26 protein-coding genes are annotated in these 26,754 nt (G+C 57.5%); 10 read left to right on the forward strand and 16 right to left on the reverse strand.

Annotated features, from left to right (window positions below):
• Nucleotides 1–10: 10 nt before the first annotated feature.
• The 4 genes from GNG27_RS13395 to nasR all read right to left on the reverse strand — a co-directional run bounded on the left by GNG27_RS13395 (nt 11) and on the right by nasR (nt 4,319).
• A complete protein-coding gene (locus tag GNG27_RS13395) occupies nt 11–799 on the reverse strand; it encodes an ABC transporter ATP-binding protein (protein WP_142489848.1) in 789 nt (262 codons plus the stop codon).
• A gap of 9 nt (nt 800–808) precedes the next feature.
• A complete protein-coding gene (ntrB, locus tag GNG27_RS13400) occupies nt 809–1,687 on the reverse strand; it encodes a nitrate ABC transporter permease (RefSeq protein ID WP_156263980.1) in 879 nt (292 codons plus the stop codon).
• Nucleotide 1,688: 1 nt separating this feature from the next.
• A complete protein-coding gene (locus GNG27_RS13405) occupies nt 1,689–2,936 on the reverse strand; it encodes a CmpA/NrtA family ABC transporter substrate-binding protein (protein WP_156263981.1) in 1,248 nt (415 codons plus the stop codon).
• 228 nt (nt 2,937–3,164) lie between these two features.
• Nucleotides 3,165–4,319 carry a nitrate regulatory protein NasR gene (gene nasR, locus GNG27_RS13410; RefSeq protein WP_156263982.1) on the reverse strand — a complete coding sequence of 385 codons (1,155 nt, stop codon included), beginning with the start codon at nt 4,317–4,319 and terminating at the stop codon, nt 3,165–3,167.
• Nucleotides 4,320–4,391: 72 nt separating this feature from the next.
• Between nasR and ychN the strand changes: the two genes are divergently transcribed.
• From ychN to GNG27_RS13425, 3 genes are all read left to right on the forward strand, one after another.
• Nucleotides 4,392–4,745, forward strand: coding sequence for a DsrE/F sulfur relay family protein YchN (gene ychN, locus GNG27_RS13415; protein WP_142489852.1), 354 nt, complete (start codon nt 4,392–4,394; stop codon nt 4,743–4,745).
• Between the two features lie 107 nt (nt 4,746–4,852).
• Nucleotides 4,853–6,637 (forward strand): methyl-accepting chemotaxis protein, encoded by a 1,785-nt coding sequence (locus tag GNG27_RS13420; protein WP_156263983.1) that lies wholly within the window; start codon nt 4,853–4,855, stop codon nt 6,635–6,637.
• 211 nt (nt 6,638–6,848) lie between these two features.
• Nucleotides 6,849–7,091: a DUF1883 domain-containing protein gene (locus tag GNG27_RS13425; protein ID WP_142489854.1), complete on the forward strand. Its 243-nt coding sequence runs from the start codon at nt 6,849–6,851 to the stop codon at nt 7,089–7,091.
• A gap of 42 nt (nt 7,092–7,133) precedes the next feature.
• Here GNG27_RS13425 and GNG27_RS13430 read toward each other — a convergent pair whose 3' ends face one another.
• Together GNG27_RS13430 and chaB are read right to left on the reverse strand one after the other, a co-directional pair.
• On the reverse strand, nt 7,134–7,829 hold the full coding sequence (locus GNG27_RS13430; protein ID WP_156263984.1) for a gamma-glutamylcyclotransferase: 696 nt from the start codon (nt 7,827–7,829) through the stop codon (nt 7,134–7,136).
• Between the two features lie 193 nt (nt 7,830–8,022).
• The gene (chaB, locus tag GNG27_RS13435) at nt 8,023–8,253 is read right to left on the reverse strand and encodes a putative cation transport regulator ChaB (RefSeq protein WP_142489856.1); all 231 of its coding nucleotides are present in this window, start codon (nt 8,251–8,253) and stop codon (nt 8,023–8,025) included.
• Between the two features lie 268 nt (nt 8,254–8,521).
• On the opposite strand from chaB, the gene chaA reads away from it, so the two are divergent.
• On the forward strand, nt 8,522–9,622 hold the full coding sequence (gene chaA, locus GNG27_RS13440; RefSeq protein WP_142489857.1) for a sodium-potassium/proton antiporter ChaA: 1,101 nt from the start codon (nt 8,522–8,524) through the stop codon (nt 9,620–9,622).
• A gap of 122 nt (nt 9,623–9,744) precedes the next feature.
• On the opposite strand, the gene kdsA is transcribed toward chaA, so the two are convergent.
• From kdsA to hemA, 6 genes are read right to left on the reverse strand one after another with little or no spacing between them, the layout of a single operon-like run.
• Entirely contained in the window at nt 9,745–10,599 is an 855-nt protein-coding gene (gene kdsA / locus GNG27_RS13445) for a 3-deoxy-8-phosphooctulonate synthase (protein WP_142489858.1), read from the reverse strand.
• A gap of 35 nt (nt 10,600–10,634) precedes the next feature.
• Nucleotides 10,635–11,444 carry an invasion regulator SirB1 gene (gene sirB1 / locus GNG27_RS13450; protein ID WP_142489859.1) on the reverse strand — a complete coding sequence of 270 codons (810 nt, stop codon included), beginning with the start codon at nt 11,442–11,444 and terminating at the stop codon, nt 10,635–10,637.
• 3 nt (nt 11,445–11,447) lie between these two features.
• A complete protein-coding gene (sirB2, locus tag GNG27_RS13455; protein WP_142489860.1) occupies nt 11,448–11,840 on the reverse strand; it encodes an invasion regulator SirB2 in 393 nt (130 codons plus the stop codon).
• A complete protein-coding gene (gene prmC / locus GNG27_RS13460; RefSeq protein WP_156263985.1) occupies nt 11,837–12,667 on the reverse strand; it encodes a peptide chain release factor N(5)-glutamine methyltransferase in 831 nt (276 codons plus the stop codon). The genes sirB2 and prmC overlap by 4 nt, the downstream gene beginning before the upstream one ends.
• Nucleotides 12,667–13,749, reverse strand: coding sequence for a peptide chain release factor 1 (gene prfA / locus GNG27_RS13465; RefSeq protein WP_106993217.1), 1,083 nt, complete (start codon nt 13,747–13,749; stop codon nt 12,667–12,669). The genes prmC and prfA overlap by 1 nt, the downstream gene beginning before the upstream one ends.
• A 42-nt stretch (nt 13,750–13,791) precedes the next feature.
• Nucleotides 13,792–15,048: a glutamyl-tRNA reductase gene (hemA, locus tag GNG27_RS13470; protein WP_142489862.1), complete on the reverse strand. Its 1,257-nt coding sequence runs from the start codon at nt 15,046–15,048 to the stop codon at nt 13,792–13,794.
• Between the two features lie 221 nt (nt 15,049–15,269).
• Between hemA and lolB the strand changes: the two genes are divergently transcribed.
• The 4 genes from lolB to dauA all read left to right on the forward strand — a co-directional run bounded on the left by lolB (nt 15,270) and on the right by dauA (nt 19,615).
• Nucleotides 15,270–15,881, forward strand: coding sequence for a lipoprotein insertase outer membrane protein LolB (gene lolB / locus GNG27_RS13475; RefSeq protein WP_142489863.1), 612 nt, complete (start codon nt 15,270–15,272; stop codon nt 15,879–15,881).
• Nucleotides 15,878–16,747, forward strand: a complete 870-nt coding sequence (ispE, locus tag GNG27_RS13480; protein ID WP_156263986.1) for a 4-(cytidine 5'-diphospho)-2-C-methyl-D-erythritol kinase — start codon at nt 15,878–15,880, stop codon at nt 16,745–16,747. Before lolB ends, ispE begins: the two co-directional genes overlap by 4 nt.
• 123 nt (nt 16,748–16,870) lie before the next feature.
• Entirely contained in the window at nt 16,871–17,818 is a 948-nt protein-coding gene (gene prs / locus GNG27_RS13485) for a ribose-phosphate diphosphokinase (RefSeq protein ID WP_003856663.1), read from the forward strand.
• A 120-nt stretch (nt 17,819–17,938) separates the two neighbouring features.
• Nucleotides 17,939–19,615 carry a C4-dicarboxylic acid transporter DauA gene (gene dauA, locus GNG27_RS13490; RefSeq protein WP_197090527.1) on the forward strand — a complete coding sequence of 559 codons (1,677 nt, stop codon included), beginning with the start codon at nt 17,939–17,941 and terminating at the stop codon, nt 19,613–19,615.
• Here dauA and GNG27_RS13495 read toward each other — a convergent pair.
• Both GNG27_RS13495 and ychH read right to left on the reverse strand, forming a co-directional pair.
• Nucleotides 19,601–20,644, reverse strand: coding sequence for a MerR family transcriptional regulator (locus GNG27_RS13495; RefSeq protein WP_156263987.1), 1,044 nt, complete (start codon nt 20,642–20,644; stop codon nt 19,601–19,603). The two genes, dauA and GNG27_RS13495, sit on opposite strands and share 15 nt — an antisense overlap.
• A 120-nt stretch (nt 20,645–20,764) precedes the next feature.
• Complete coding sequence (gene ychH / locus GNG27_RS13500; protein ID WP_142489866.1) at nt 20,765–21,040, reverse strand: stress-induced protein YchH; 276 nt, start codon at nt 21,038–21,040, stop codon at nt 20,765–20,767.
• Nucleotides 21,041–21,315: 275 nt separating this feature from the next.
• On the opposite strand from ychH, the gene pth reads away from it, so the two are divergent.
• Nucleotides 21,316–21,900, forward strand: coding sequence for an aminoacyl-tRNA hydrolase (gene pth, locus GNG27_RS13505; RefSeq protein ID WP_156263988.1), 585 nt, complete (start codon nt 21,316–21,318; stop codon nt 21,898–21,900).
• 126 nt (nt 21,901–22,026) lie between these two features.
• Entirely contained in the window at nt 22,027–23,121 is a 1,095-nt protein-coding gene (ychF, locus tag GNG27_RS13510; RefSeq protein WP_032611353.1) for a redox-regulated ATPase YchF, read from the forward strand.
• Nucleotides 23,122–23,189: 68 nt separating this feature from the next.
• Here ychF and GNG27_RS13515 read toward each other — a convergent pair whose 3' ends face one another.
• Together GNG27_RS13515 and GNG27_RS13520 are read right to left on the reverse strand one after the other, a co-directional pair.
• A complete protein-coding gene (locus tag GNG27_RS13515; protein ID WP_156263989.1) occupies nt 23,190–25,247 on the reverse strand; it encodes a beta-galactosidase in 2,058 nt (685 codons plus the stop codon).
• 11 nt (nt 25,248–25,258) lie between these two features.
• Nucleotides 25,259–26,491: an oligosaccharide MFS transporter gene (locus GNG27_RS13520; protein WP_156263990.1), complete on the reverse strand. Its 1,233-nt coding sequence runs from the start codon at nt 26,489–26,491 to the stop codon at nt 25,259–25,261.
• Nucleotides 26,492–26,754 lie beyond the last annotated feature (263 nt).

Below are 26,754 nucleotides of genomic sequence, written 5' to 3' on the forward strand. Positions count from 1 at the left end.
GTGGCGCTCCTCAGGCCGCTTTCGGCTGTTTTTCGTAGAGGAAATGGAGGATCTGCTGACGCATATGGTGATAGCGGCCATCCTCCGCCAGCTGCACCCGATTACGCGGACGCGGCAGGTCAACGCGCAAAATCTCCCCCACCGTCGCCGCCGGGCCGTTGGTCATCATCAGGACCCGATCCGAGAGCAGCACCGCCTCGTCAACGTCGTGGGTGATCAACACGATGGTGGTGTTCAGCTCCTGCTGAATTTTCATCACCGAATCCTGCAGATGGGCGCGGGTCAGCGCATCCAGTGCGCCAAACGGCTCGTCCATCAGCAGCACTTTCGGCTTCATCGCCAGGGCGCGGGCAATGCCGACCCGCTGCTTCATCCCGCCGGAGATCTCCCCCGGACGTTTGTGAATGGCGTGCCCCATCTGGACCCGATCGAGGTTATGTTCGATCCACTCCCGGCGCTCGGCCTTGCTCATGCTGCGGCGGAACACCTGATCCACCGCCAGGGCCACGTTGTCGAAGCAGGTGAGCCAGGGCAGCAGGGAGTGGTTCTGGAACACCACCGCCCGCTCCGGGCCCGGCCCGGCGATCTCGCGGTTGTCGCAGATCAGCCCGCCTTCGGTGGGCAAGGTGATACCGGCGATCAGGTTCAGCAGCGTCGATTTACCGCAGCCGGAGTGGCCGATCAGGCTGACGGTCTCGCCCTCGTGAATATCAAAAGAGACGTTTTGCAGCGCCAAAAACTCGCCGCTGGCGGTGGAAAAACGCTGGCTGACGGCCTGGACCTGAATTAATGGTTTCATGTGCGCTCCTTATTTTTCCTGCCAGCTGAAACGACGGGCGATCAGCATCAACCCCTGCTCCAGCAGCAAACCCACCACGCCGATAATGACGATGGCGATGAGAATGTTTTCGACGTTGAGGTTGTTCCACTCGTTCCAGATCCAGAAGCCGATCCCCAGGCCCCCGGTGAGCATCTCGGCGGCGACAATCACCAGCCAGGCGATGCCGATGGAGAGGCGGACCCCGGTCAGGACCGCAGGCAGCACGGCGGGAAACAGAATGCGGCGCATTACCGTCCACTCGGAGAGTTGCAGCACCCGCGCCACGTTGAGGTAATCCTCGGGAATGCGGCGCACCCCTTCGGCGGTGTTGATGACCATCGGCCAGATGGAGCAGATGAAAATGGTCCAGCTGGAGGCAGGCTCCGCCTTCTGGAACAGCAGCAGGCCAATCGGCAGCCAGGCCAGGGGGCTGACCGGGCGCAGCAGCGCGATCAGCGGGTTAAACATGCGCGCCAGAAAGGTAAAGCGACCGATCATAAAGCCCAGCGGGATCCCCACCAGCGCCGCCAGGCCAAAGCCAATGGCTACGCGCTGCAGCGAGGCCAGCACGTTCCAGCCCACCCCCATGTCGTTCGGGCCGTCGCGGTAGAACGGGTCGGCAAACAGGGTGATGGCCGAATCCAGGGTGCTGAGCGGCGTCGGGAAGCCTTTGCTGTTGATGGCCGCCAGCTGCCAGGCGATGACCAGCAGCGCGAGGCCGAGCAGGGCCGGAATAAGACGTTGCAACAGGTCGTTGAACCGGCGGGCAAACGCGGGTGAGCGGCGGCGCACCTGCATCGGCGGCAGGGCAATTACTTCCCCGCTGACCGGCGCGGCGGGTGCCGCTTTGGTGTTAACTTTTTTCATATCAGGCCCCTGTACGGTGAATGGCGAAACGGTTGGCGTAACCCTGCGGATCGGTGCCGTTCCAGACGGTGCCGTCCATCAGGGTGCTGCTGCGCAGCGGTGACGATGGCGCGCGAATACCGCCCACCGCCGTGGCGGCGTCCTGCCAGACGTCGGTGCGGTTGATGCGTTGAGCGATGGCGGCGTAGTCCGGGTCGGTTTTCAGCAACCCCCAGCGACGGAACTGGGTTAAGAACCACATCCCGTCGGAGTGCCACGGGTAGCTGACCGCTCCGTCCTCAAAGAAGCGGATCGGATGAGCGTCCTGCCAGCGTTGCCCCACCCCGTTGTCGTACTCGCCGAGCATGCGTCCGGTGAGGTACTGCTCTTTGGTGTTAAGCCAGGCGCGCCGGGCCAGCAGTCGGGCGGTCTCTTCTTTATTTTGCGGCGAAGCATCGATCCAACGCTGGGCCTCCAGCAATGCGCTGACCAGCGCCCGGGCGGTGTTGGGGTGGGCTTCAACCCACTCCCGGCGGGTGCCGAGGATCTTTTCCGGGTGTTCCGGCCAGATGGACTGGGAGGTGGCGGCGGTAAAGCCGATGCGATCGTTGATGGCGCGGGCGTTCCACGGTTCGCCGACGCAGAAGCCGACCATGTTGCCGATGCGCATGTTCATCACCATCTGCGGCGGCGGCACCACTACGGTGCGCACGTCGTCAAAGGGGTTAATGCCCGCGCTGGCCAGCCAGTAGTAGAGCCACATGGCGTGGGTGCCGGTGGGAAAGGTGTGGGCGAAGGTGTAGCTGCCCGGCGCCTGTTGGCCGATCAGCTTCTTCAGCCCCTCGACGTCACGCACGCCCTGCTGGGCCAGATCGCTCGACAGGGTGATCGCCTGTCCGTTCTGGTTGAGGGTCATCAGGTTAGCCATTGGCTTGGGCTTACCGGCGATGCCCAGCTCCAGGCCGTACAGCAGGCCATAGAGAATGTGCGCGGCATCCAGCTCTCCGGCCACCAGCTTGTCGCGCACCGCCGCCCAGCTGGCCTCTTTGGTGGGCACCAGGGTGAAGCCGTATTTTTTATCGAAGCCCTTATACGCCGCGATCGCCAGCGGCGCGCAGTCAGTGAGCGGGATGAAACCTACGCGCACCGTCTCGAGTTCCGGTTTATCGGAGCCTGCTGCCCATGCGGCCTGCATCACGCCCGGCAACATCAGCGCCCCGCCTGCCAGCGCGCTGGCCTGTAAAAAACGCCGCCTTGTCCATTCCACCATGCTCACTCCTGAAAAAAAGCCAAAAAAAAGCGCCCGGCAGTGCCGAAGCACTGCAGGACGCCTTTATCCTGAAGACCGTCGCACCGCCGTTGGCGCGTGGTCTCAAATTGTGAATTAGCTAATGCAAAGGGGATGCCAGCTTTTAAAGCCCTGGTTTACGGGCCTTTTCTGCCAACCCGCAGCCAGAACGCACCTCAACCATGCACAGGTTGCCCGTCTGAGGTGCAGCTACTGCTGCCAGAGTGCCTTGACGGTGAGCAGCGCCCGGGCGATATCCACCATCCGCTGGTTCTTGTCCATCGCCATTTTGCGCAGCTGACACCAGGCCTGCTCCTCGCTCATCTGCTGATGGGTCATCAGTACGCTTTTGGCTTTATCGATCACCTTGCGCTCCTCAAGGGTGTCGCGCATCGAGGCCAGCTGGCGGGAGAGCTGTTCGATCTCCCGCGCCTGCTGGCGCACCAGCGGCAGGAGCGGCTTTTGCGGATAGAGGGCCAGCGGCTCTTCTGAGGATGGCTCCTCCGGCAGGTCGTCGTCGGCCCGGCCAATCAGCGCCTCCACCGCCAGCATCAGATCGGCAATTTGCATCTCTTCCAGGGCGCGCAGGTGTTCGAGACGTTCGGTTTGCAGCGAGAACCAGTGCAGCGCCAGCACGCCTTTATCCGCTGCGGGCTGGCGGGTGCAGGCCAGCCGCCGCAGCTGTTCGGTTTCGGCTCCCGGCACGCTGAGGGTGAAATGGTCGTGCACGCTGGCGGGGGTCAGGGAGAGAAAGACCTCGAAGCAGGCCTGCTGCCCGTCGATGCGGTCCACCAGGGTCTGGCGCATCTCATCGCTGAAAAAGCCCTGGGTAAAGCCGATCGCCCCCAGCGCCCGCTCCTGGCCGACCAGCTCTTTACCCTGCATCAGGCTATAAAGTGCAACAAACCTGCCGGCGAGTTGCGGATCGTCAATGCTGTCGTTGAGCTGGGGTACGATACTGAGCAGGTTGCGCAGGGTGCGACTGTAGCGCTCCATCGCCACGTCGGCGGGCAGCGTACAGGCGGTGATGACCTCGCGTAATGCGGGCAGCTGTTCCAGGCTCTGCAGGGCGTTCGCCACCCGCTCGCTAAGGGCGCCGCTGGCCATCAGCGGCGTGCCGAGCGCGTGGTGCAGCGCCTGGAGATGTTCGTCCACCAGCGCGCGGCTGGCTTTACATTCGAGGGCATACAGCGTGCCCCGGGAGCAGAGCCAGATGTTGGAAGCCCCGCGCTCGCACTGTAGCATGTGCGCAAGATGACTGATTCGGCTGACAAGCGTGCCCAGCTGCGCCAGTTTGCACAGCTGTTGTTTACGCATCAGCCTGGCGTGCTGAAACCATTCGGTGGCGCCGGTGATGTTCGTCATGCTTTCTCTCCCGGGTCAGTGTTTGACAGAGAGAAGCAATTTTCATGCCTTTTATACTTTTCAGGAGTCAAGATGCAGAAGATCGTGATTGTCGCCAACGGCGCGGCCTATGGCAGTGAATCCTTGTTTAACAGCCTGCGGCTGGCGATTGCCTTGCGCGAGCAGGAGAGCGAGCTAGATCTGCGCCTGTTTTTGATGTCCGACGCGGTGACCGCCGGGCTGCGCGGCCAGAAGCCTGCCGAGGGCTATAACATTCAGCAGATGCTGGAGATCCTCACCGCACAAAACGTGCCGGTGAAGCTGTGCAAGACCTGCACCGACGGCCGCGGTATCAGCGCCCTGCCGCTGATTGAGGGGGTGGAAATCGGCACTCTGGTGGAGCTGGCGCAGTGGACGCTATCCGCAGATAAACTATTAACTTTCTAATAATGATTTAACTAAAATATTTTTTTCTTATGAGCGCGGTTCCAGCATCAAGTTTGCCTGCCCGATGCCGATAGGCTTCTTACAACAACACAGCAGGTATTACATTTATGTTCAGGTCAATTCGCGCTCGTATTATTGCGGCGACGGTCGGATGTCTGATCGCCGCACTCCTTCTGAACACCGTGATTAATTTCCAGGTCACGCGTCAGGACAATCAACAGTCGCAACGCGACATGCTGGCCAGCACCAGCGCCAGCCACAGCCTGGCGATTGGTGACTGGGTCAACAGCAAAACCGCGGTAATCAACTCCCTGCAGAACGTCGCCCTGAGCGACGATCCGGTGCCGATGTTCAAACAGCTGGCGCAGGCGGGCGGGTTTATTAACGTCTATGTGGGTTATGCCAGCAAAACCGCGAAGTTCTCCAATCCTGACGGCGTACCTGCCGACTATGATCCCACCATACGTCCCTGGTATCAGCAGGCGGTGAAAGAAGATCGTGCCATCGTCACCGCGCCTTATGTCGATACCGGCACCAAAAAGCTGGTGGTCACTTTTGCGGTGCCGGTGAAAGAGAACGGCGAGCTGAAAGGGGTGCTGGCGGGTGACGTAGCGATGGACAGCGTGATCGCCAACGTGCGCGGTATTCGTCCGACCCCGGCCAGCAGCGGGCTGTTGATTGACAGCGACGGGACGGTGATCGCCGCCAACGACCCTGCCCTGACCCTGAAAGCCTTTACCGATGTCATCAGCGGCGTCGATCTGAATGTCCTCAAGAGCGGCAAGAACGCCGAAGGCCAGGTCAACGACGCGACCAAAACCTTTGCCGCCACCCCGATTGCCGGCACCCAGTGGCAGCTGATTGTCGCCCTCGACAGCAATGATGCCACCTCCGGGATGCGCACCCTGCTGAAGGCCTCCTCCCTGTCGCTGGTGATCCTGGTTCTGCTCAGCGCCGTCGTGGTTCACTTCGTGATTGCCCGTCTGCTTAAACGCCTGTCGGATATTCGCGATGCGATGCACGCCATCGCCAACGGCACCAACGATCTCTCTCAGCGTCTGCCGGAGAAAGGCGAGGATGAGGTAGCGCAGATCGCCCATGCCTTTAACGCCTTCAGCGACAAACTCTCCGTGGTAATGGTACAGCTGCGCGACGCCAGCGCCTCGGTGAAAAACGCCGCCCAGGAGATCGCCGCCGGTAACCAGGATCTCTCTGGCCGCACCGAGCGGGCCGCCTCCAGCCTGCGCGAAACCGCCAGCGCCGTGGAGCAGATCACTGCCTCCGTCGCCCAGTCGACCGAATCGGCCGCCATCGCCAACGAGCAGGCGGGCAAAGCCTCCGAGGCAGCAACCCGCGGCGGCAGCGTGGTCTCCCAGGCGATCACCACCATGCAGTCCATCGAAGCCGCCTCGACTAAAATTGGCGATATCACCAGCGTGATCGACGGTATCGCCTTCCAGACCAATATCCTGGCATTGAATGCCTCGGTTGAAGCCGCGCGGGCAGGTGAACAGGGTCGTGGTTTTGCGGTGGTGGCAGGTGAAGTGCGTAATCTCGCCAGCCGCAGCGCCCAGGCGGCAAAAGAGATCAAAAGCCTGATCGACTCCACCACCGACAGCGTGGCGACCGGTTCACGCTATGTGCACCTGGCGGGACAGAGCATGGATGAGATTGTCACCAGCATCGGCAGTATGTCGGGGATCATGCGGGAGATCACCGTCGCTACCAGCGAGCAGATGAAAGGCATTCAGGAGATCAACCGGGCGGTGACGCATCTGGACAGCATGGTGCAGCAGAACGCCGAACTGGTGGTGCAGTCGGCCGCCGCGGCAAGCGCCCTGCAGGGTCAGGCAGGCGAGCTGGCTGAAACCGCCGGACATTTCCGCATTTAATGTTAATCCGCTGCCTGAAAGCGGTGTAAAGCGGTGTCCGCTGAAAGCTTTCAGGCATATTGTCATTTTTGTTTAAGGGTTATGCCATTTTTTGATCAAAATCAGCACCCCCGACCTTCCCCTTTGGTGTTATGCCATGAGTGAATTGTGAACAACATCACGCTCAGGATTGGCCGCAAGGAGAGCGTTGTTTTGAGATACGGGGTAAAAAATGGCACTGGTAAAAGCAAGTCTGAAGTTGTTTGGCGGGGATACGGTGGTGGTGCGCTGCTCGGAGCGCTGTCATATTCATCTGATGAGTAACAAAGCAGCACGCAAAACGCAGGCGGATATTCTGAGCGTGCAGAACAGGGACAGCGCCTGGCTCACGGTACCCTACACCGGCACCTGGGAGGTGCTCATCGACAGTCACAGCCAGTCGCTTGAGCACTCCATCAGCTACGTCGCCGCCTGATGAGCAATCGCCCGGTACGCTGCAAAGCCACCGGGCGTTTTTTCAGGCGAAGCTCGCATTCAGCGGGTTATCGGGCTGGGCGCCATCAAGCAAGGCCCGCACGCGCGACACCAGCTCATTCAGACAGTCATCCCGCATGCCCAGCCGCGTCAGCTCCTGATCGAGCGAGAACAGGTACTGCGCGTTAGTGCCGAGCGGGCCGCTGGCCGCCGCAATCAGCGGGGCAATCACCTGCGCCCGGGTATCGGCTTCAAACAGCGGATGGCGCGGATCCATAATGAACACCAGCGCATTGACGGTGCGTCCGTCATCGAGTTCCAGCTTGCACCAGCTCGGCATATAGCAGCCGGTGATCATCTCGCGCTTCCACAGCAGGGCCAGCTCCTCTTCCAGCGTGGTATCCGGCAGGCGATAGGCCACCCCGGTGGTGCGTCCGCCCTCTTTCAGTGCAAGCATGCGCCCCGGCTGGCAGGCGCTGCCGCGACCGGCGGTCAGGCGCAGACAGAAGGCGCGGTGCCAGCCCGGCAGGGTTCCGGTTGCCGATTCGACAAACTCCAGCGCCGGGTTCCACATCAGCGAGCCGTAGCCGAAGAGCCACACCGGACCGTTGTCGGGACGGCAGGCAAGCGTTGCTGCCAGCGATGCCGCCCGTTGTTCGGCTGACCACAGAAGCGATTCTTCAATCGCACCAAAGGCCGTTTTACAGTCGGCCTTCATAAGAAAATCACGCGTTAACATAATGCACCTCCGCCACTGCCTGCTTCCCTGCCCACACTTTTATGAACCTTCCAAGTCTTTTTACTGCTCAATTAGAAAGCAGTACCGTGACGATATGCAATAATTTTGCCGGGTGCAACAGATGGACAGCGCAACCGCCTTAAAAGTCAAAGCGCAGGGTGCAAACTATTAAGCACAGGCAATCAGGCAGGCGCTATTTCTTCTTGTGCCACTTGTCATCATCGCCCTTCTCATAGTCATTCTTCACTGCCGCCCAGGCCACGCGGTGCGCGGTCTCCTCCCGACTGGCATCGCCCCGGCGGTCCTCTTCATCCTTGTATTGATCCCAGGCGCTGTTGAAAGCTTCTTTATAAATATCCTGCGCGTGGGCCGGCAGCACGTGCTGAACATTGTCCGGTAAATCAGTTTTCGATTTGTATGGCATATCAACCCCCTATTTTTAATCAATTAATAAGTGTGGTAGACAATGCCGGAGGCTTCCAGTCAAATTAATAATCGGATAATGATTTTATTTAATTTACTGTTATTAAGGATATATTTAACAGAAATATCTTATTATGTCGTTTTCGACTTAAAATCTCCTCAAACCGTAAAATTAAGTAAAATACAATCAGTAACCTGCGGCAATCTGTTAATTTAACGTCCTCTTTTTCTATCTATAATGACAAGCACCTGCAACTCTGGAGAACTACATGACAACCGCACACGAGACGGTGAAAACCCGTCATAAGGAGACCTCTCTCATTTTCCCGGTGCTGGCACTGGCCGTGCTGCTCTTCTGGGGAAGTAGCCAGTCACTGCCAGTGGTTATCGGGATTAATGTCCTGGCACTTGTTGGTATTCTCAGCAGCGCCTTCAGCGTTGTTCGCCATGCCGACGTGCTGGCCCACCGCCTGGGAGAGCCCTACGGCTCGCTGATTTTAAGTCTTTCCGTCGTTATTCTCGAAGTGAGCCTTATTTCCGCACTGATGGCGACCGGTGATGCGGCTCCCACCCTGATGCGTGATACGCTCTACTCCATTATTATGATTGTGACCGGGGGGCTGGTCGGCTTCTCACTGCTGCTGGGCGGACGCAAATTCGCCACCCAGTACATGAATCTGTTTGGTATTAAGCAGTATCTGATCGCCCTCTTCCCGCTGGCGATTATCGTGCTGGTATTCCCGATGGCGCTGCCGGGCGCTAACTTCACTACCGGCCAGGCCCTGCTGGTGGCGCTGATTTCTGCGGCCATGTACGGCGTTTTCCTTCTCATTCAGACCAAAACGCACCAGAGCCTGTTCGTGTATGAGCACGAAGACGAGAGCGACGACGACGATCCGCACCACGGCAAGCCGTCCGCGCACAGCAGCCTGTGGCATACCGTCTGGCTGATCGTGCATCTGATTGCGGTTATCGCGGTCACCAAAATGAATGCGAACCCGCTCGAAACGCTGCTGACCGAGCTGAACGCGCCGGTAGCCTTTACCGGCTTCCTGGTGGCGCTGTTAATCCTCTCCCCGGAAGGGCTGGGAGCGCTGCGTGCGGTGCTGAACAATCAGGTGCAGCGCGCGATGAACCTGTTCTTTGGGTCGGTACTGGCGACCATCTCCCTGACGGTTCCGGTGGTGACGCTGATTGCCTTCATCACCGGCAATGACCTGGTGTTTAGCCTGGGGGCACCGGAGATGATTGTGATGGTGGCGTCGCTGTTGCTGTGCCAGATTTCGTTTTCAACCGGGCGCACCAATGTGCTCAACGGCGCGGCGCATATGGCGTTGTTTGCAGCCTATCTGATGACGATATTTGCGTGATGCGGTAATGCCGGGTGGCGGCTACGTCTTACCCGGCCTACAACTGAACCCGTAGGCCCGCGCAAGCGCAGCGCCGCCGGGCATAAAAAAACCCGCCGAAGCGGGTTTTTTTATTTTCTGGCTTAGTTGCTGGTATCCAGCTCTTCAAAGTTCTTAACCAGGTCGTCAATCGCTTTGATCTGTTTCAGGAACGGCTCCAGCTTATCCAGCGGCAGTGCGGATGGGCCGTCGCATTTCGCGTTGGCTGGATCCGGGTGCGCTTCGATAAACAGACCCGCCAGACCGGTTGCCATACCGGCGCGCGCCAGTTCGGTCACCTGTGCACGACGGCCACCGGAGGCGGCGCCAAACGGGTCGCGGCACTGCAGAGCGTGGGTTACGTCGAAGATCACCGGCGACTGGTTAGAGACGTTCTTCATCACGCTGAAGCCCAGCATGTCGACCACCAGGTTGTCATAACCGAAGTTAGCGCCACGGTCGCACAGGATCACCTGATCGTTACCGCCTTCGATAAACTTGTCGACGATGTTCCCCATCTGGCCAGGGCTTACGAACTGCGGTTTTTTCACGTTGATGACCGCGCCGGTTTTCGCCATCGCTTCAACCAGGTCGGTCTGACGGGCGAGGAACGCCGGCAGCTGGATCACGTCAACAACGTCAGCCACAGGCTGCGCCTGGCTGGCTTCATGCACGTCGGTGATCACTTTCACGCCAAAAGTCTGCTTCAGCTCCTGGAAAATCTTCATCCCCTCTTCCAGGCCGGGGCCACGGTAAGAGTGAATAGAGGAGCGGTTGGCTTTGTCAAAAGAGGCTTTGAACACATACGGGATACCCAGCTTCTGGGTCACGGTCACGTAATGTTCGCAGATACGCATCGCGAGATCGCGGGATTCCAGAACGTTCATGCCGCCGAACAGCACGAACGGCAGGTCGTTCGCCACGTTGATATCGCCAATGCTAACCACTTTTTGTTTCATAGGATCGCCTTATTCAGGGTGAATCGGAGTTAAGATTAATGCAGTGTAATCTGTTTATGCGCGATGGAATTAATCTGCGCGCGGATCATCTCGCTGATCGGATCTTCCGGGCACTGCTCAACGAAATAACTCAAATCCGTCAGCGCGACGTGGTCGCACTCGAGCTGGACGTAGATCAGACCGCGATCGCGGATCTCATACGGGTCTTCCGGGTTAAACTGCAACAGCACCTCGCTGGCACGCAGCGCCAGCTCCATCTGCCGCTCTTCCATCAGCGCCGATTTTAAGGTGTCCAGCAGCTTGCGCACCACTTCAGCGTTATCCGCTTCGTCCAGATCTTCATTGTACAGCTCGGCCATCGGGCTGATATTGCCCTTCAGCCAGACGTCCAGCGTGTGATCGTCAAGGGTGTCGCCGTTGAACGGGTTAATTAACCACATTTCACCGTCCAGCCACTCGGCGCGCAGCAGCATCTGCGTCGGGAAGATGACCGGCACCAGCGGGATATCCAGGCGGTGCGCCACCCATAATAAAATGGCCCCCAGGGAGACAGCGCTACCCTGACGGTTTTTCAGTACCTGATCGAGCCACAGCGCATCGGAGAGGCGATACACGCCACGCGTGTCGCTAAAGCCCCATTCGCCGTAGAACAGCTCAATCAGTTTCTCCAGTTGCCAGTCCTGCGGGCGCGCCTGACTTATCTCTTCACGCGCCAGACTCACCAGATTCTCCAGCTCGTCGTAGACGTATTGTGAAATGAAATCATCACGGATCATCTCTGATACTTTGATCATTCCATCGCACAACGGCACTTTGTTAAATTCGAAATCGGCCAAGGACTCCATGACTTACCCCAGTAACGGTATTCTTGTGGTGGCGAGTTTAATGATGATGTACAGCACCACCAGCCCCAGCAGAAAGGCGATAAACCCCACCTGCTGGCTGCGCGGACGATGACGTCCCAGCGCAATAAAACCCAAAACGATGTAGATGATAACGCCAAACAGCTTCTCAGTCAGCCATGCGCCGTCATCGGTGAACGGCAGATAGCCAGTCACCCACATCAGCCCCGCGCCCGACACAAAGAGTACGGTGTCGATGCAGTGCGGCAGCACCCGCACCCAGCGGGCGTTAATCAGCTGATTATTGCTGTAACGCCACCAGTAACGCAGCGCGAAAAAGCTGATGGTCAGGGTGACAGCGGTCAGATGCAGGGCGATCAGCACGGAGAAGCTATTCATGGCAGCTTGCCCACGGTCAGACGCTCATTGCCGCCATAATCGCGACAGGTTTCGACGCGTTTAAAACCGGCCTGCAGGAAGTGTGCCCGCACCGCTTCGCCCTGCGTCCAGCCGTGTTCCAGCAGAAGCCAGCCGCCGCTCACCAGATGCTGACGGGACTGAGTAATGATATGGCTGAGATCGGCCAGGCCATGATCGGCAGCGACCAGCGCGCTGCGCGGCTCGAAGCGCACATCGCCTTCAGCGAGATGCGGATCGGCTTCATCGATGTAGGGCGGGTTGCTGACGATGGTCTCAAACTGCCGATCGCCGAGGGCAGTGAACCAGCTGCTGTGCAGCACCGTGACGTTTGGCAGCGCCAGACGCGCAAGATTGCGCTGTGCCAGCGCCACCGCATCGGGCATGACATCCACGGCGGTGACCTGACAATCCGGGCGCTCACTGGCCAGCGCCAGAGCGATGGCCCCGGTGCCGGTGCCTAAATCCAGAATGCGCGCGGGCGTGGCGGGCAGTCTCGCCAGCGCCTGCTCCACCAGACACTCGGTGTCGGGACGGGGGATCAGGGTCGCCGCGGAGACATACAGCGGCAGCGACCAGAACTCACGCTCACCCACCAGGTGGGCCACAGGCTCGCCGGCCTTGCGGCGGGCCAGGAGGTCGTCAAGCTGAGCCTGCTGATCGGCAGTAAGCTGCGTTTCGCCAAAGGCGAGAATATACGTGCGTGCTTTGCCTGTCACATGCTCCAGCAGGATCTCCGCATCGCGACGGGGGCTCTCACCGCCCGCCAGCCCGCTAATCGCCTGCTGTAGCCAGTGCTGAAAATCCATTAATCCTGCTCTGCCAGCGCCGCCAGCTGATCGGCCTGGTACTCCTGCACGATAGGTTCGATCAGGGAATCCAGCTTGCCTTCCATGGTCTCATCCAGACGGTAGAGGGTCAGGTTGATGCGGTGATCGGTCACGCGGCCCTGCGGGAAGTTGTAGGTACGGTTGCGATCGCTGCGATCGCCGCTGCCCAGCAGGTTGCGACGGGTAGAGGCTTCGGCCTGCTGGCGTTTTGCCATCTCTGCCGCATGAATACGCGCCCCCAGCACCGACAGCGCTTTGGCTTTGTTTTTGTGCTGGGAACGTTCGTCCTGGCACTCAACCACAATGCCGGTTGGCAGGTGGGTAATACGGATCGCGGAATCGGTGGTGTTAACGTGCTGACCGCCGGCTCCGGAGGAGCGGAAGGTGTCGATACGCAGATCCGCCGGGTTGATGTCCGGCAGTTCGGCTTCCGGCAGCTCAGGCATCACCGCCACGGTGCAGGCGGAGGTGTGGATACGCCCCTGTGATTCGGTGGCCGGTACGCGCTGCACGCGATGACCGCCGGATTCAAACTTCAGGCGACCGTATACGCCGTCACCGCTGATTTTGGCGATGACCTCTTTATAGCCTCCATGTTCGCCTTCGTTGGCGCTCATGATCTCCACGCGCCAGCGGCGGGATTCGGCATAGCGGCTGTACATGCGGAACAGATCCCCGGCAAACAGGGCCGCTTCATCCCCGCCGGTTCCGGCGCGGACTTCGACAAAGGCGTTGCGTTCATCGTCCGGATCTTTCGGCAGCAGCAGCACCTGCAGCTGTTGCTCCATCTCTTCCGCGCGGACTTTGGCGTCCTGCAACTCTTCCTGCGCCATCTCGCGCATTTCCGGATCGTCGAGCATCATCTGCGCGGTTTCGATATCTTCCTGAACCTGTTGCCAGTCGGTAAAGCATTTTGAAACATCGCTTAATTGCGCGTATTCACGCGACAGGGCGCGAAAACGTTCCTGGTCGGCAATGGTTGCGGCATCGCCGAGCAGCGCCTGAACTTCTTCATGGCGCTCGTGCAATGCTTCCAGTTTGGCGACGATAGAGGGCTTCATAGGCGTAAGTGCACCTTATAATAATAAAATGGGTATGGCGCGCTATTCCAGCCCGAGGCTGTCGCGCAGAATGTTCAGGCGTTCGTCGTCCCCGTCACGGGCGGCCTGTTGAAGTGATTTGGTTGGGGCATGGATCAGGCGATTGGTCAGTTTCCATGCCAGTTCCTGCATGATGACCTGCGGATCGCCGCCCTGCTCGAGGGCCGCCATCGCTTTGGCAGTCAGTTCATTACGGACCTGTTCCGCCTGACCGCGGTACTCGCGAATGGTCTCGCTGACGCTTTGCGCGCGCAGCCAGGCCATAAATTCGCTGGTTTCCTGCTCAACGATCGTTTCCGCCTGCACCGCTGCCGCTTTACGCTGGGCAAGGTTGTGCGAAATGATGCTTTGCAGATCGTCCACGCTGTACAGATAGGCATTCGCCAGCTTGCCGACGTCGGGCTCGACATCGCGCGGAACGGCGATATCCACCAGCAGCATCGGCTGATTACGGCGGGACTTCAGGGCGCGCTCCACCATGCCTTTACCGATGATCGGCAGCGGGCTGGCGGTGGAGCTGATGATGATATCCGCTTCGCTCAGACGGGCGTCGATGTCGCTGAGGGCGATCACTTCTGCCCCCACTTCATCCGCCAGCACCTGAGCGCGTTCGCGGGTGCGGTTGGCAATCATCATCTTTTTAACTTTGTGTTCACGCAGATGGCGCGCCACCAGCTCGATGGTTTCGCCCGCGCCCACCAGCAGCACAGAGACCGTGGAGAGCGACTCAAAGATTTGCCGCGCCAGGGTACAGGCGGCGAAAGCAACCGAAACGGCACTGGCGCCAATGTCGGTTTCGGTTCGCACTCGCTTGGCGACGGAGAAGGATTTCTGGAACATGCGTTCCAGCTCGCTGGCCTTAAGGTGGCCTTTTTGCGAATCGGCAAAGGCTTTTTTCACCTGACCGAGGATCTGCGGCTCGCCCAACACCAGCGAATCGAGCCCGCTGGCCACGCGCATCAAATGGCTGACCGCATCGTTATCCTGATGCCAGTACAGGCTGTTGCGCAGCTCTTCTTCGTTCAGGTTGTGGTACTCGCATAACCAACGGACCAGCGCTTCGTGCAGGTTGTCCTGCTCTTCAACGCTGAGATAGAGCTCAGTACGGTTGCACGTTGACAACACCACGCCCCCCTGCACCATCGGCTGGGCAAGCAGACTGTCCAGCGCCTGGTCGAGCGTGTCCGGCGAAAACGTCACACGTTCTCGCAGTGATACCGGGGCTGTTTTGTGGTTAATACCGAGTGCTAAAAGGGTCATATGAGCGGGAGTAGTACCAGCGTTAATAAGGTTAGCAGGCCGCATCATACAGGATGCGCGAGATCAATAAAAGAGACTGCACCCTTTCGGAGTAATAGGTTATTAGTTGTTATTAACCGTTAATTTGATGATTTAGGACAACTTGAGCGTAGACGCTCCCGCTACCGGGCGCTAGCATTAAGAACTATAACTGCCACGTATCTCAAGGATTTGTCCTCATTATGACCAGACTGATTCGCCTGCTGCCCCTGGCCGCGCTGGTGCTGACCGCATGTTCCATTACGCCGCCTAAAGGGCCAGGTAAAAGCCCGGACTCACCGCAGTGGCGCCAGCATCAACAGGAAGTGCGCACATTAAGCCAATATCAGACCCGCGGCGCCTTTGCTTATCTGTCGGATCAGCAGAAGGTCTACGCCCGCTTCTTCTGGCAGCAAACCGGCCAGGATCGCTATCGCCTGCTGCTGCTGAACCCGCTTGGCAGCACGGAGATGGAGCTGATTGCCCAGCCTGGCAGCGCCCAGGTCACCGACAATAAAGGGCAGAAATATACCGGTACCGATGCCGAAGAGATGATCGGCAAGCTGACCGGGATGCCGATTCCGATCACCAGCCTGCGCCAGTGGATCCTCGGCCTGCCGGGCGACGCCACCGACTATAAGCTCGACGACCAGTATCGCCTGAGCGAGGTGAACTACAGCCAGAACGGCAAAACCTGGAAAGTGGTGTACGGCGGCTACGACAGCAACAGCAAACCGGCCCTGCCGTCCAGCCTGGAACTGACCGAAGGCAGCCAGCGCATCAAGCTGAAAATGGATAACTGGATTGTCAAATGATGACCCACTGGCCTTCGCCCGCAAAACTGAACCTGTTTTTATACATTACCGGCCAGCGTGCTGACGGGTATCACACCCTGCAGACGCTGTTTCAGTTTGTTGACTATGGCGACACGATTTCCATTGAACTGCGTCAGGACGGAGAAATCCGTCTGCTGACGCCAGTTGAAGGCGTGGCCGATGAGGATAACCTGATCGTGCGCGCCGCCCGTCTGCTGATGCGCGCCGCGCAACAATCCGGACGTCTGACTGCGGGCAGCGGCGCGGATATCAGCGTCGAGAAACGGCTGCCGATGGGCGGCGGACTCGGCGGCGGATCATCTAACGCCGCCACCGTGCTGGTGGTGCTCAACCACCTGTGGGGCTGCGATCTCACTGTGGATGAGCTGGCCGCGCTCGGGCTGACGCTCGGGGCCGACGTGCCGGTGTTTGTCCGCGGACATGCGGCCTTTGCTGAAGGGGTGGGCGAGATCCTCTCCCCGGCAGAACCTGCGGAAAAATGGTATCTGGTGGCCCACCCGGGAGTCAGCATTCCGACCCCGGTTATCTTTAAAGATCCGGACCTTCCGCGCGATACGCCAATAAGGTCAATAGAAACGTTATTAAACTGTGAATTCAGCAACGATTGCGAGGATATCGCAAGAAAACGTTTTCGCGAGGTTGATGTCGCGCTTTCCTGGCTGTTAGAATACGCGCCGTCGCGCCTGACTGGCACAGGGGCCTGTGTCTTTGCTGAATTTGATACGGAATCCGCTGCACGTCAGGTGCTCGAGCTGGCTCCAGAGTGGCTGCATGGTTTCGTAGCGCGTGGTATGAACATCTCCCCGCTGCAGCAGGCCATTCTGGCGCAATCTGAGTTTCGGTGACAACGTCACCCTGTTCCAGACGTTGCATCGCGCTCTTTAATACACCGCCTGGATAGCATTCGCCTGGCCCGCACAGTTTACGGCGAACTATCCACCACTGGACGCATGCCTGAGGTTCTTCTCGTGCCTGATATGAAGCTTTTTGCTGGTAACGCCACCCCGGAACTAGCACAACGTATTGCCAACCGCCTGTACACTTCTCTTGGCGACGCCGCCGTAGGTCGCTTTAGCGATGGCGAAGTCAGCGTACAAATTAACGAAAATGTACGCGGTGGTGATATTTTCATCATCCAGTCCACCTGTGCTCCAACTAACGATAACCTGATGGAACTGGTTGTCATGGTCGATGCCCTGCGCCGTGCTTCCGCTGGCCGTATCACTGCTGTTATTCCTTACTTTGGTTATGCCCGTCAGGACCGTCGCGTCCGTTCCGCACGTGTGCCAATTACCGCTAAAGTTGTTGCTGACTTCCTCTCCAGTGTTGGCGTTGACCGCGTTCTGACGGTTGACCTGCATGCCGAGCAGATCCAGGGCTTCTTCGACGTTCCGGTTGATAACGTATTCGGCAGCCCAATCCTGCTGGAAGACATGCTGCAGCTGAACCTGGACAACCCGATTGTGGTTTCTCCGGACATCGGCGGCGTGGTTCGCGCACGCGCTATCGCCAAACTGCTTAACGATACCGACATGGCGATCATCGACAAACGTCGTCCACGCGCTAACGTTTCTCAGGTGATGCATATCATCGGTGACGTCGCTGGCCGTGACTGCGTGCTGGTTGACGACATGATCGACACCGGCGGCACTCTGTGCAAAGCCGCCGAAGCGCTGAAAGAGCGTGGTGCAAAACGCGTATTCGCTTACGCAACTCACCCGATCTTCTCCGGCAATGCAGTGAACAACCTGCGCAACTCCGTTATTGATGAAGTTGTGGTGTGTGACACCATCCCACTGAGCGACGAAATCAAAGCGCTGCCAAACGTGCGTACTTTGACCCTGTCCGGGATGCTGGCCGAAGCGATTCGTCGTATCAGCAACGAAGAATCCATCTCTGCAATGTTCGAACACTAATCGGACGCAGTCTGAAAACCCGCTACGGCGGGTTTTTTTGTCTGTGGTATTTATTTGTATGATTAATGCCTCCTTCACCTGCCATTGATATGACAGATGATGCGCACATGGATGATGATTGTGAAAAACGCTTCCTCTCATGTTCTGCCCTTCCGCGCCCTCATCGACGCCTGCTGGAAAGAGAAATACACCCTGTCACGCTTTACCCGTGACCTGATTGCCGGGATCACCGTCGGTATCATTGCCATTCCGCTGGCGATGGCGCTGGCGATTGGCAGCGGCGTGGCACCGCAATACGGCCTGTACACCGCTGCCGTCGCCGGGATTGTCATCGCCCTGACCGGCGGGTCGCGCTTCAGCGTCTCCGGACCGACCGCCGCCTTTGTGGTGATCCTCTATCCGGTTTCCCAGCAGTTTGGCCTCGCCGGGTTGCTGGTGGCGACCCTGATGTCCGGGGTATTTTTGATTTTGTTCGGCCTGGCGCGTTTTGGCAGGCTGATTGAGTACATTCCACTTTCCGTGACCCTGGGCTTTACCTCCGGGATCGGCATCACCATCGGTACCATGCAGATCAAGGATTTCCTCGGCCTGCAGATGGCCCACGTGCCGGAGCATTACCTGCAAAAAGTGGGGGCGCTCATCATGGCGCTGCCGACAGCAAACCTGGGCGATGCGGCGATCGGCGTGGTAACGCTGGGCACGCTGATCCTCTGGCCACGACTGGGCATCCGCCTGCCGGGACATCTGCCCGCCCTGCTGCTGGGTTGTGCGGTGATGGGGGTGGTTAATCTGCTGGGCGGACACGTCGCCACCATCGGCTCGCAGTTCCACTATGTGCTGGCAGATGGCTCGCAGGGTAACGGTATCCCGCAGCTTCTGCCGCAGCTGGTGCTGCCGTGGGATATGCCCGGCTCCAGCTTTACCCTGAGCTGGGACTCTCTGCGCGCCCTGCTGCCTGCCGCCTTTTCGATGGCGATGCTGGGGGCGATTGAGTCCCTGCTCTGCGCGGTCGTACTGGACGGCATGACCGGCACCAAACACAAAGCCAACAGCGAGCTGGTCGGCCAGGGGCTGGGCAATATCATCGCGCCGTTCTTCGGCGGGATCACCGCCACCGCAGCCATCGCCCGCTCGGCGGCGAACGTGCGCGCCGGCGCAACCTCCCCGATCTCGGCGGTGATCCACTCGATACTGGTGATCCTCGCCCTGCTGGTGCTGGCTCCCCTGCTCTCGTGGCTGCCGCTGTCGGCGATGGCGGCCCTGCTGCTGATGGTGGCATGGAATATGAGCGAGGCGCATAAAGTGGTGAACCTGCTGCGCCGCGCGCCGAAGGACGACATCATCGTGATGCTTATCTGCATGTCGCTGACCGTGCTCTTTGACATGGTAATTGCGATAAGCGTCGGGATTGTACTGGCCTCGCTGCTGTTTATGCGCCGCATTGCCCGTATGACCCGCCTGGCGACGGTCAACGTGACGGTGCCTGACGACGTGCTGGTATTGCGGGTGATCGGCCCGCTGTTCTTTGCCGCCGCCGAGGGTCTGTTCAGCGATCTCGAGTCGCGCATCGCGGGGAAACGAATTGTGGTCCTGAAATGGGATGCGGTTCCGGTACTGGATGCGGGCGGGCTGGACGCTTTCCAGCGGTTTGTGCAACGCCTGCCGGAAGGCTGTGAACTGCGGGTGAGCAATCTCGAGTTCCAGCCCCTGCGCACCATGGCGCGCGCAGGGGTGCAACCCATTGCCGGTCGTCTGGCGTTCTATCCGAACCGCGAGGCAGCGTTAGCGGATCTGTGACATCCGCCGCTGCATCATGATGCCAATCGCCTGCTGGAGCCACTCAAGCACAGCAGGCGTCATCCAGGTGCCCTTCATCAGATGCGGCTCCTGCTGCATCGCCTGGCGGAATTTTTGCTGCGTCACTGGGTCAGTTCCGGCGTAAGACTGGAACAGCGCCAGCCAGTTTTCGGCCAGCTGTTGCGCGGCGTCGGATGCCGGATCTAACGCCTCCGACTGGGCCCGGTGCAGCTTCGCCACCAGCGGTGGCCACTCCATCATGCGATCAAAATAGTGCGCCCGGGTGAAGGCCATCTCCTCCGGCGTGAGATAGTTTTCCCAGATGATGAGCTTTGATTCGGCAAACGCCCGCGTAATGTAATCCGTCATCTCCGCCGTGATGCCCGTTTGTTCGCGCATCTGCGGCTCAACGCTGTGCATCTCGTTGAGACGGGTGAGAAACTCCGGTTTGCCCGCCGTATCCTGTTCGAGGCGAACCATCCAACGCGTAGCCAGATCCCTCGCCCGGGGATCGGAAACCGTAACGTCGTTCTCCAGCAGGTTTTTCACCTCCACAACCAGAGCGGCCCAGATATCCGCCAGCGCCTCCTTGTGTTGCGCAAACGGTAACTGCTGCAACTCGTCTTTGCTAAACCAGCGATCGTACATATTCATCAACTCCAGAGTCTGTAGCCAGGACTCCAGATCGAGATCCTCATGGGCATCGAGCCCGGTGCGCAACGCCACAAGCCGGTCGCGCAGCGTGGTGATGCTGCGCACCTGCTTGTCCAGCAGGTGAATTTGCGCCTCGAGCAGTTCCGATAGCGAGAGTGAATCTTTCTCCAGAAAGTCCCTGATTTCAGCAAGTTCCAGCCCTGCCTTTGCCAGCGCCTGAATCATATGCAGACGCTGAACATCGGCCAGATTGTAGAGCCGGTACCCTGCCGCGCTTCTGGCAGAAGGCAGCAACAACCCTGTTTGCTCATAATAGTGCAAGGTGCGCACGGTAATCCCGGCGCGTTTCGCCAGTTCCCCGACCTGAATTAACATAACGGCTCCTTCTTGTGCCAGTGGCGTCACTCTGGAGCCTTACGTTACGTTAGGGTCAATAGATGATGCAAAAAAAACGACTCCAGAGGGAGCCGTTTCGGTATTCATTGGGTTCGCACATTAACTGTGCTTATGCTGATCGCGACGGCAGCGCTTATCGTAGTGGCGCACCCACCAGTATCTGTCGCAGACCTGCTCATGACCGCTGACGCGGGCACCCGCCAGCCACAATACAGCACCCAGAAAGATGCTCAGCACCGCACCATGTGCAAAATATTGCGGCAGGTCAAGTTGCGGCAGCTGGTTTAAAATGGAATAACCGACGCCAACAACCATGACCACCAATCCCAACCCCATTAGCACGTTACCGAGTAACGAAGCGTTGCTGCGTTTCATATGTCACCTCCGGAACTTTTGGGTTGCAGGGAAATAATCTCCCTAATCCTTGTGTGTAAAGTATAGACAACACCCCTTTTGCTGATTGCGTGAGGGATCACATTTACGCACATCGGAGCAACAAAACTTTACAAATAAGCCTTTGAGTAGCATGAAATTCTAATGGTTCAGAGACGGAATTATTCTGATTCACCGTGACGGCGCGCAGAATTTTGTCAAGCGACGCGGCAGACAGTACACTACGCGCCAGACTTAGCACTTTCAGGAACCAAAACGTGACGATTAAACTGATTGTCGGCCTGGCCAACCCCGGCGCGGAATATGCGGCCACCCGCCACAATGCGGGCGCCTGGTATGTTGATCTGCTGGCCGAGCGGTTGCGCGCTCCCCTGCGCGAGGAACCGAAATTCTTCGGCTATACCTCACGCGTGAATCTGGCCGGAGCCGATGTGCGTCTGCTGGTGCCGACCACGTTTATGAACTTAAGCGGCAAAGCCGTTGCCGCGCTGGCGACCTTCTACCGTATTAACCCGGATGAGATCCTGGTGGCCCACGACGAGCTGGATCTGCCGCCGGGCGTAGCGAAATTCAAACTCGGCGGCGGTCACGGCGGGCATAACGGCTTAAAAGACATCATCAGCAAACTGGGCAATAACCCCAATTTTCACCGTTTGCGCGTCGGTATTGGTCATCCGGGCGATAAAAACAAAGTTGTCGGCTTTGTCCTCGGTAAACCCCCGGCTTCAGAACAGAAGCTGATCGACGAGGCGGTAGACGAAGCGGTGCGTTGTACCGAAATCTGGCTGCAGGATGGCTTAACCAAGGCCACCAACCGTCTGCACGCTTTCAAAGCGCAATAACCGGCGCGAGACGCCTTTTTTGCCCCGCAGGCTGCGGGTTACGTGTATAATAGGCAAAGTTATTTACTTTTCTTCGACTCGTTAATGTTAACGTGTTGAATATCAAGATATTAAGGTGATTCAGAAATGGGATTCAAATGCGGTATCGTTGGTCTGCCTAACGTTGGCAAATCCACCCTGTTTAACGCGCTGACTAAAGCGGGCATCGAAGCAGCTAACTTCCCGTTCTGCACCATCGAGCCAAACACCGGTGTCGTGCCAATGCCCGATCCGCGTCTGGACCAGCTGGCTGAGATCGTTAAGCCGCAGCGCATTCTGCCAACCACCATGGAGTTCGTGGACATCGCTGGTCTGGTTAAAGGCGCATCCAAAGGTGAAGGCCTGGGCAACCAGTTCCTGACCAACATCCGTGAAACCGAAGCCATCGGTCATGTGGTGCGTTGCTTTGAAAACGACAACATCATCCACGTGAACAATAAAGTGGATCCAGCTGACGATATCGAAGTCATCAACACCGAGCTGGCGCTGTCTGACCTCGACACCTGCGAGCGCGCCCTGCACCGCGTGCAGAAGAAAGCCAAAGGCGGCGACAAAGACGCGAAAGCGGAACAGGCTGCGCTGGAAAAATGTCTGCCACAGCTGGAAAACGCCGGCATGCTGCGCGCGCTGAAAAACCTGACCGAAGAAGACAAAGCGGCGATCAAATACCTGAGCTTCCTGACCCTGAAGCCAACCATGTACATCGCTAACGTCAATGAAGACGGTTTCGAAAACAACCCATACCTCGACAAAGTGCGCGAAATCGCGGCGGCCGAAGGCTCTGTGGTTGTGGCTGTCTGTGCTGCGGTGGAATCTGATATCGCCGAGCTGGACGATGCCGACCGTGAAGAGTTCATGGCCGAGCTGGGTCTGGAAGAGCCAGGTCTGAACCGTGTGATCCGCGCCGGTTACGAACTGCTGAACCTGCAAACCTACTTCACCGCTGGCGTGAAAGAAGTGCGTGCATGGACTATCCCTGTTGGCGCGACCGCTCCTCAGGCTGCGGGTAAGATCCACACCGACTTCGAGAAGGGCTTTATCCGTGCGCAGACAATCGCGTTTGAAGACTTCATCACCTATAAGGGTGAGCAAGGCGCGAAAGAAGCCGGCAAGATGCGTGCTGAAGGGAAAGATTACATCGTTAAAGATGGCGATGTGATGAACTTCCTGTTTAACGTTTAAGGTTAAACTACCCCACTTAAAATCCACGCCAATGCGTGGATTTTTTTTGATTAAGGAACATCAGATTATTAATTTCCCGCTAAAAACACCTCAACGCCGAACGCTGGCAGCGGGTAGTGGTACCCGTTAAGCACGTCGCCATTCAGTAACGGTTTCAGCGCCCGGCTTTCTTCCGTCAGATCCAGCGTAACGGCCTGGTCACCATAGTTCTGCACGAAAATGTAGGTCCTCTCCCCGCTTTGTCTTGCCGTGGCGACCACCCCCTCCGGCAGCTGCATCGCCGTGCTGGCGGTCACGCCATGTTGATACGCAATCATCTGGTAAAAATCCTGCAGGAAATCGCTTCCGGTTCTTGCCGCCAGATAATACGCCTGCCCTTTGCCCCAGGCATTACGGGTTACCGCGGGCCTTCCGGCGTAGAAATCATCCTGATAAACACCAAGTACCTCTGCCGTTTCCGCGTGAATAAGATCGCAGAGTTCCCGACATTCGTACCCATGCTCCGGACTGCTCCACCCTGATGACGTCATGCTGATATGATTGGTTTCGCCATCGTACAGAGCGTCGATCTCTTCCGACCAGATACCCAATACGTCGCGCAACGGTCCCGGGAAACCGGTTGTGAAGCACAGGTCATCCGGATTGACGATCCCCGTCCAGTAGGTCGCAATAAAAATGCCTCCTGCCGCGACAAACTGATTGACCCGTTCGGCAAAGGCTTCATCCACCATATAGAGCATCGGGGCGATGATGACCTGGTAGGCGCTGAGATCTGACTGCTGAGACACGATATCCACCGGGATACTCTGGTGCCAGAGCGCCTGATAATGCTTCTGCACTGTCTCTTCAAACTTGATGCCACAATTACGGGGCCCGGCAGCGTCGTTTACCGCCCAGCGATTGTCCCAGTTATAGACTATCGCCACTTCAGCCTGGTAATCCGCTCCCGCCGCAGGTGCCAGTTTTTCCAGGGCTGCACCGACCTGCTTTACGTCCTGCCCAACGCGGGTATTGAGATGACCGACATGATCCACAACCGCGCCGTGTAATTTTTCAACCGATCCCCGGCTTTTTCGCCACTGAAAATACTGCACCGAGTCAGACCCATGGGCCAACGCCTGCAGAGCCGAAAGCAGGTGCATTCCCGGCCGTTTTAACTTGCTGACCGCCTGCCAGTTGGTGGTGCCGGGGGTGGACTCCATCAGCAGGAACGGCAGACCCGGTTTCAGGCTTCGCATCAGGTCAAACGTAAAGGCCGTGTACGCGGCGACCTCCTGCTGCTGTCGGGGTTTATGCCACTCCGGGTAACTGTCCCAGGAGATAAAATCCACCTCCTGCGCCAGACGCCAGTAATCGTAATCGCTGAATACGCCATGGAAGTTAGTGGTTGCGGGCAACGCAGGATTAAAGGCTTTCACCGCCTGTATTTCATGGCGGCAAAAGAGCGCGACCTGCTCGCTCACAAAACGTCGCCAGTCGAGATTCAGCCCATGAACGGACTGTTCACCCAGCGGCCCCGGCGAATGGATCTGGCTCCAGCTTGAATATTCGTGACTCCAGAATGCACTCCACCAGCGCTCGTTCAGGTTCTTTAAGGTCTGGTACTTCTGCTTCAGCCAGTCGCGGAAGGCCTGCTGGCAAATATCACAGTGGCACTCGCCGCCATACTCATTAGAGATATGCCAGGCCAGAACTGCCGGGTGGTTCGCATAGCGTCTGGCAAGCTGCTGATTAATATTCCCTGTCAGCCGTAAATATTCCGGGGAAGAAACACAATGATTATGCCGCTCTCCATGCAGGTTCCTGGTCTGGTCTTTATTGGTCCGCAATACCTCCGGGTAATTTTCTGATACCCATGCCGGCCTTGCCCCACTCGGAGTTGCCAGAAAAACAAAAATCCCGTTGGCATACAGTCTGTCCAGAACCGCATCCAGCCACTCAAACTGGTATTCACCTTCGGCGGGCTCCAGTGTAGACCAGCTGAATATCCCCACCGACATCACGTTGCATTTCGTCTCTTTCATCAGGGCAATATCTTTCTCAAGAATATCGGGCTGACTGAGCCACTGGTCAGGATTATAATCCGCACCGTGTAAGAAATTGAGTTGCGTAAATAACTTGCTCATAACCACCTCCCTTATGCTAAAGATTCTCTCTCTTGAGAAAGAGCAATAACTTTGTCTTTTTTGTTCCTCAGAGAGAACACCGAGAACAGCGTAAAGAGTCCTGAAATAACGCCAAGAATGATATAAGTATTGGCAAACCCAATGGTGTCATATAAATGGCCGACCACCGGGGAGTAGATCGTCGTGGCGATGGACGCCGCAAACAGCACCAGTAAATAGATCGTGGATGATAATTTATGGTCAAAATTCTGCGCAATAAACTTAAAGACAGAGATCAGGATTAAAGGTTTTTCAATGGCGTGCATCATCTTCACCGCAGCGATCCATACCGGACCCAGCGGAACCGCAGAGCCCAGAATACGCACCGACATAATGGTTCCGGCAATCACCAGCGCCCACTTCGCGCCGACACGGTTAACAAACCACGGCATCAGCCCAAGGAATAAGGTCTCGCCGCACACCTGAATCGACGCCAGGGTGCCGTACCATTTATTCCCTTCGTCAACGCTTGGGAACTGTAAAGAGAAGTACTGTGCGAACTGTTGATCGTAGGTGTCATAGATTTGCGTGACAAACAACGTAAAAATAATCAGCATCCAGAACTGCTTGTCTTTCATCAATTCAAAAACATGCCCCGCTTTTAATGACAAGGTCATTTTTTCTTCTTCCAGCGTGACCGTGATTTTCGTCAGCATAAAGCACACAGCCGCTAACACGATGGCAATGCTGGCCAGCCAGAATGAGAGATTTGGATTATCGTTAATATTACGCCCGACAATATACGCCGCAGCTGCCCATCCCAAAGAGCCCCACATTCTCACCCGTCCATATTCGAAAGAATAACGGCGCGATATTTTGTCGATATAGGAATCAATAACGCCACACCCGGAGTTAAAAATCACCCCCAGATAAATCCCGCCCAGAATCGCCCCCAACCAGAAGGAGCTGACCAGCAAGGGCGCATAAATATAAATAAAGAAGGGGCCGACCGGCAGTAGCAGCGCAATAATTAAAAAGATGAGCGATTTTTTAGTGCCGAATTTATCAGAGATAAAACCGAAGAACGGCTGCATGGTTAGCGCAATAAAGGCATTTATGGCATACAACCACCCTGTTTTCGTCGCGCTGATCCCCAGATGTTGCGTCGTCCAGATAACAAAAAAGGCCATCGTCGAGGACCAGGCAAACAGATAGAGAAAATCGAAAATACTTAAAAGGATGTAGTTCCTTTTACCGGTAACCATATTTTTCTTCCTCATCAAGGAACAGGGTTGTTGCTTCGCTGAGCGTGCAGCGAATAGCGTTCTTTTGGGTCACGTTGGAACGACTGGGCCAGGATAATTGTCCGCAGCCTGAAAATGTATGACGTTCACATCAATGTGTTACATACAATACCTGACAAAAGTCGCAAACAACCCCCGCTGATGAAAACTGCAACCACCATCACAGAACACAATTTTTTAAGCGGAAAAAGGTGAGCAAGATCGCTAAATTCCAACATGTGAAC

Origin of the sequence: Leclercia sp. 119287 (genome assembly GCF_009734485.1) — a bacterium.
Lineage (GTDB): Bacteria > Pseudomonadota > Gammaproteobacteria > Enterobacterales > Enterobacteriaceae > Enterobacter > Enterobacter adecarboxylatus_C.

What these genes read in the sequence shown, in the direction of transcription:
- GNG27_RS13395 (WP_142489848.1), bottom strand. Translation starts at nt 799, where the DNA reads ATGAAACCATTAATTCAGGTCCAGGCCGTCAGCCAGCGTTTTTCCACC.
- ntrB (WP_156263980.1), bottom strand. Translation starts at nt 1,687, where the DNA reads ATGAAAAAAGTTAACACCAAAGCGGCACCCGCCGCGCCGGTCAGCGGG.
- GNG27_RS13405 (WP_156263981.1), bottom strand. Translation starts at nt 2,936, where the DNA reads ATGGTGGAATGGACAAGGCGGCGTTTTTTACAGGCCAGCGCGCTGGCA.
- nasR (WP_156263982.1), bottom strand. Translation starts at nt 4,319, where the DNA reads ATGACGAACATCACCGGCGCCACCGAATGGTTTCAGCACGCCAGGCTG.
- ychN (WP_142489852.1), top strand. Translation starts at nt 4,392, where the DNA reads ATGCAGAAGATCGTGATTGTCGCCAACGGCGCGGCCTATGGCAGTGAA.
- GNG27_RS13420 (WP_156263983.1), top strand. Translation starts at nt 4,853, where the DNA reads ATGTTCAGGTCAATTCGCGCTCGTATTATTGCGGCGACGGTCGGATGT.
- GNG27_RS13425 (WP_142489854.1), top strand. Translation starts at nt 6,849, where the DNA reads ATGGCACTGGTAAAAGCAAGTCTGAAGTTGTTTGGCGGGGATACGGTG.
- GNG27_RS13430 (WP_156263984.1), bottom strand. Translation starts at nt 7,829, where the DNA reads ATGTTAACGCGTGATTTTCTTATGAAGGCCGACTGTAAAACGGCCTTT.
- chaB (WP_142489856.1), bottom strand. Translation starts at nt 8,253, where the DNA reads ATGCCATACAAATCGAAAACTGATTTACCGGACAATGTTCAGCACGTG.
- chaA (WP_142489857.1), top strand. Translation starts at nt 8,522, where the DNA reads ATGACAACCGCACACGAGACGGTGAAAACCCGTCATAAGGAGACCTCT.
- kdsA (WP_142489858.1), bottom strand. Translation starts at nt 10,599, where the DNA reads ATGAAACAAAAAGTGGTTAGCATTGGCGATATCAACGTGGCGAACGAC.
- sirB1 (WP_142489859.1), bottom strand. Translation starts at nt 11,444, where the DNA reads ATGGAGTCCTTGGCCGATTTCGAATTTAACAAAGTGCCGTTGTGCGAT.
- sirB2 (WP_142489860.1), bottom strand. Translation starts at nt 11,840, where the DNA reads ATGAATAGCTTCTCCGTGCTGATCGCCCTGCATCTGACCGCTGTCACC.
- prmC (WP_156263985.1), bottom strand. Translation starts at nt 12,667, where the DNA reads ATGGATTTTCAGCACTGGCTACAGCAGGCGATTAGCGGGCTGGCGGGC.
- prfA (WP_106993217.1), bottom strand. Translation starts at nt 13,749, where the DNA reads ATGAAGCCCTCTATCGTCGCCAAACTGGAAGCATTGCACGAGCGCCAT.
- hemA (WP_142489862.1), bottom strand. Translation starts at nt 15,048, where the DNA reads ATGACCCTTTTAGCACTCGGTATTAACCACAAAACAGCCCCGGTATCA.
- lolB (WP_142489863.1), top strand. Translation starts at nt 15,270, where the DNA reads ATGACCAGACTGATTCGCCTGCTGCCCCTGGCCGCGCTGGTGCTGACC.
- ispE (WP_156263986.1), top strand. Translation starts at nt 15,878, where the DNA reads ATGATGACCCACTGGCCTTCGCCCGCAAAACTGAACCTGTTTTTATAC.
- GNG27_RS13495 (WP_156263987.1), bottom strand. Translation starts at nt 20,644, where the DNA reads ATGTTAATTCAGGTCGGGGAACTGGCGAAACGCGCCGGGATTACCGTG.
- ychH (WP_142489866.1), bottom strand. Translation starts at nt 21,040, where the DNA reads ATGAAACGCAGCAACGCTTCGTTACTCGGTAACGTGCTAATGGGGTTG.
- ychF (WP_032611353.1), top strand. Translation starts at nt 22,027, where the DNA reads ATGGGATTCAAATGCGGTATCGTTGGTCTGCCTAACGTTGGCAAATCC.
- GNG27_RS13515 (WP_156263989.1), bottom strand. Translation starts at nt 25,247, where the DNA reads ATGAGCAAGTTATTTACGCAACTCAATTTCTTACACGGTGCGGATTAT.
- GNG27_RS13520 (WP_156263990.1), bottom strand. Translation starts at nt 26,491, where the DNA reads ATGGTTACCGGTAAAAGGAACTACATCCTTTTAAGTATTTTCGATTTT.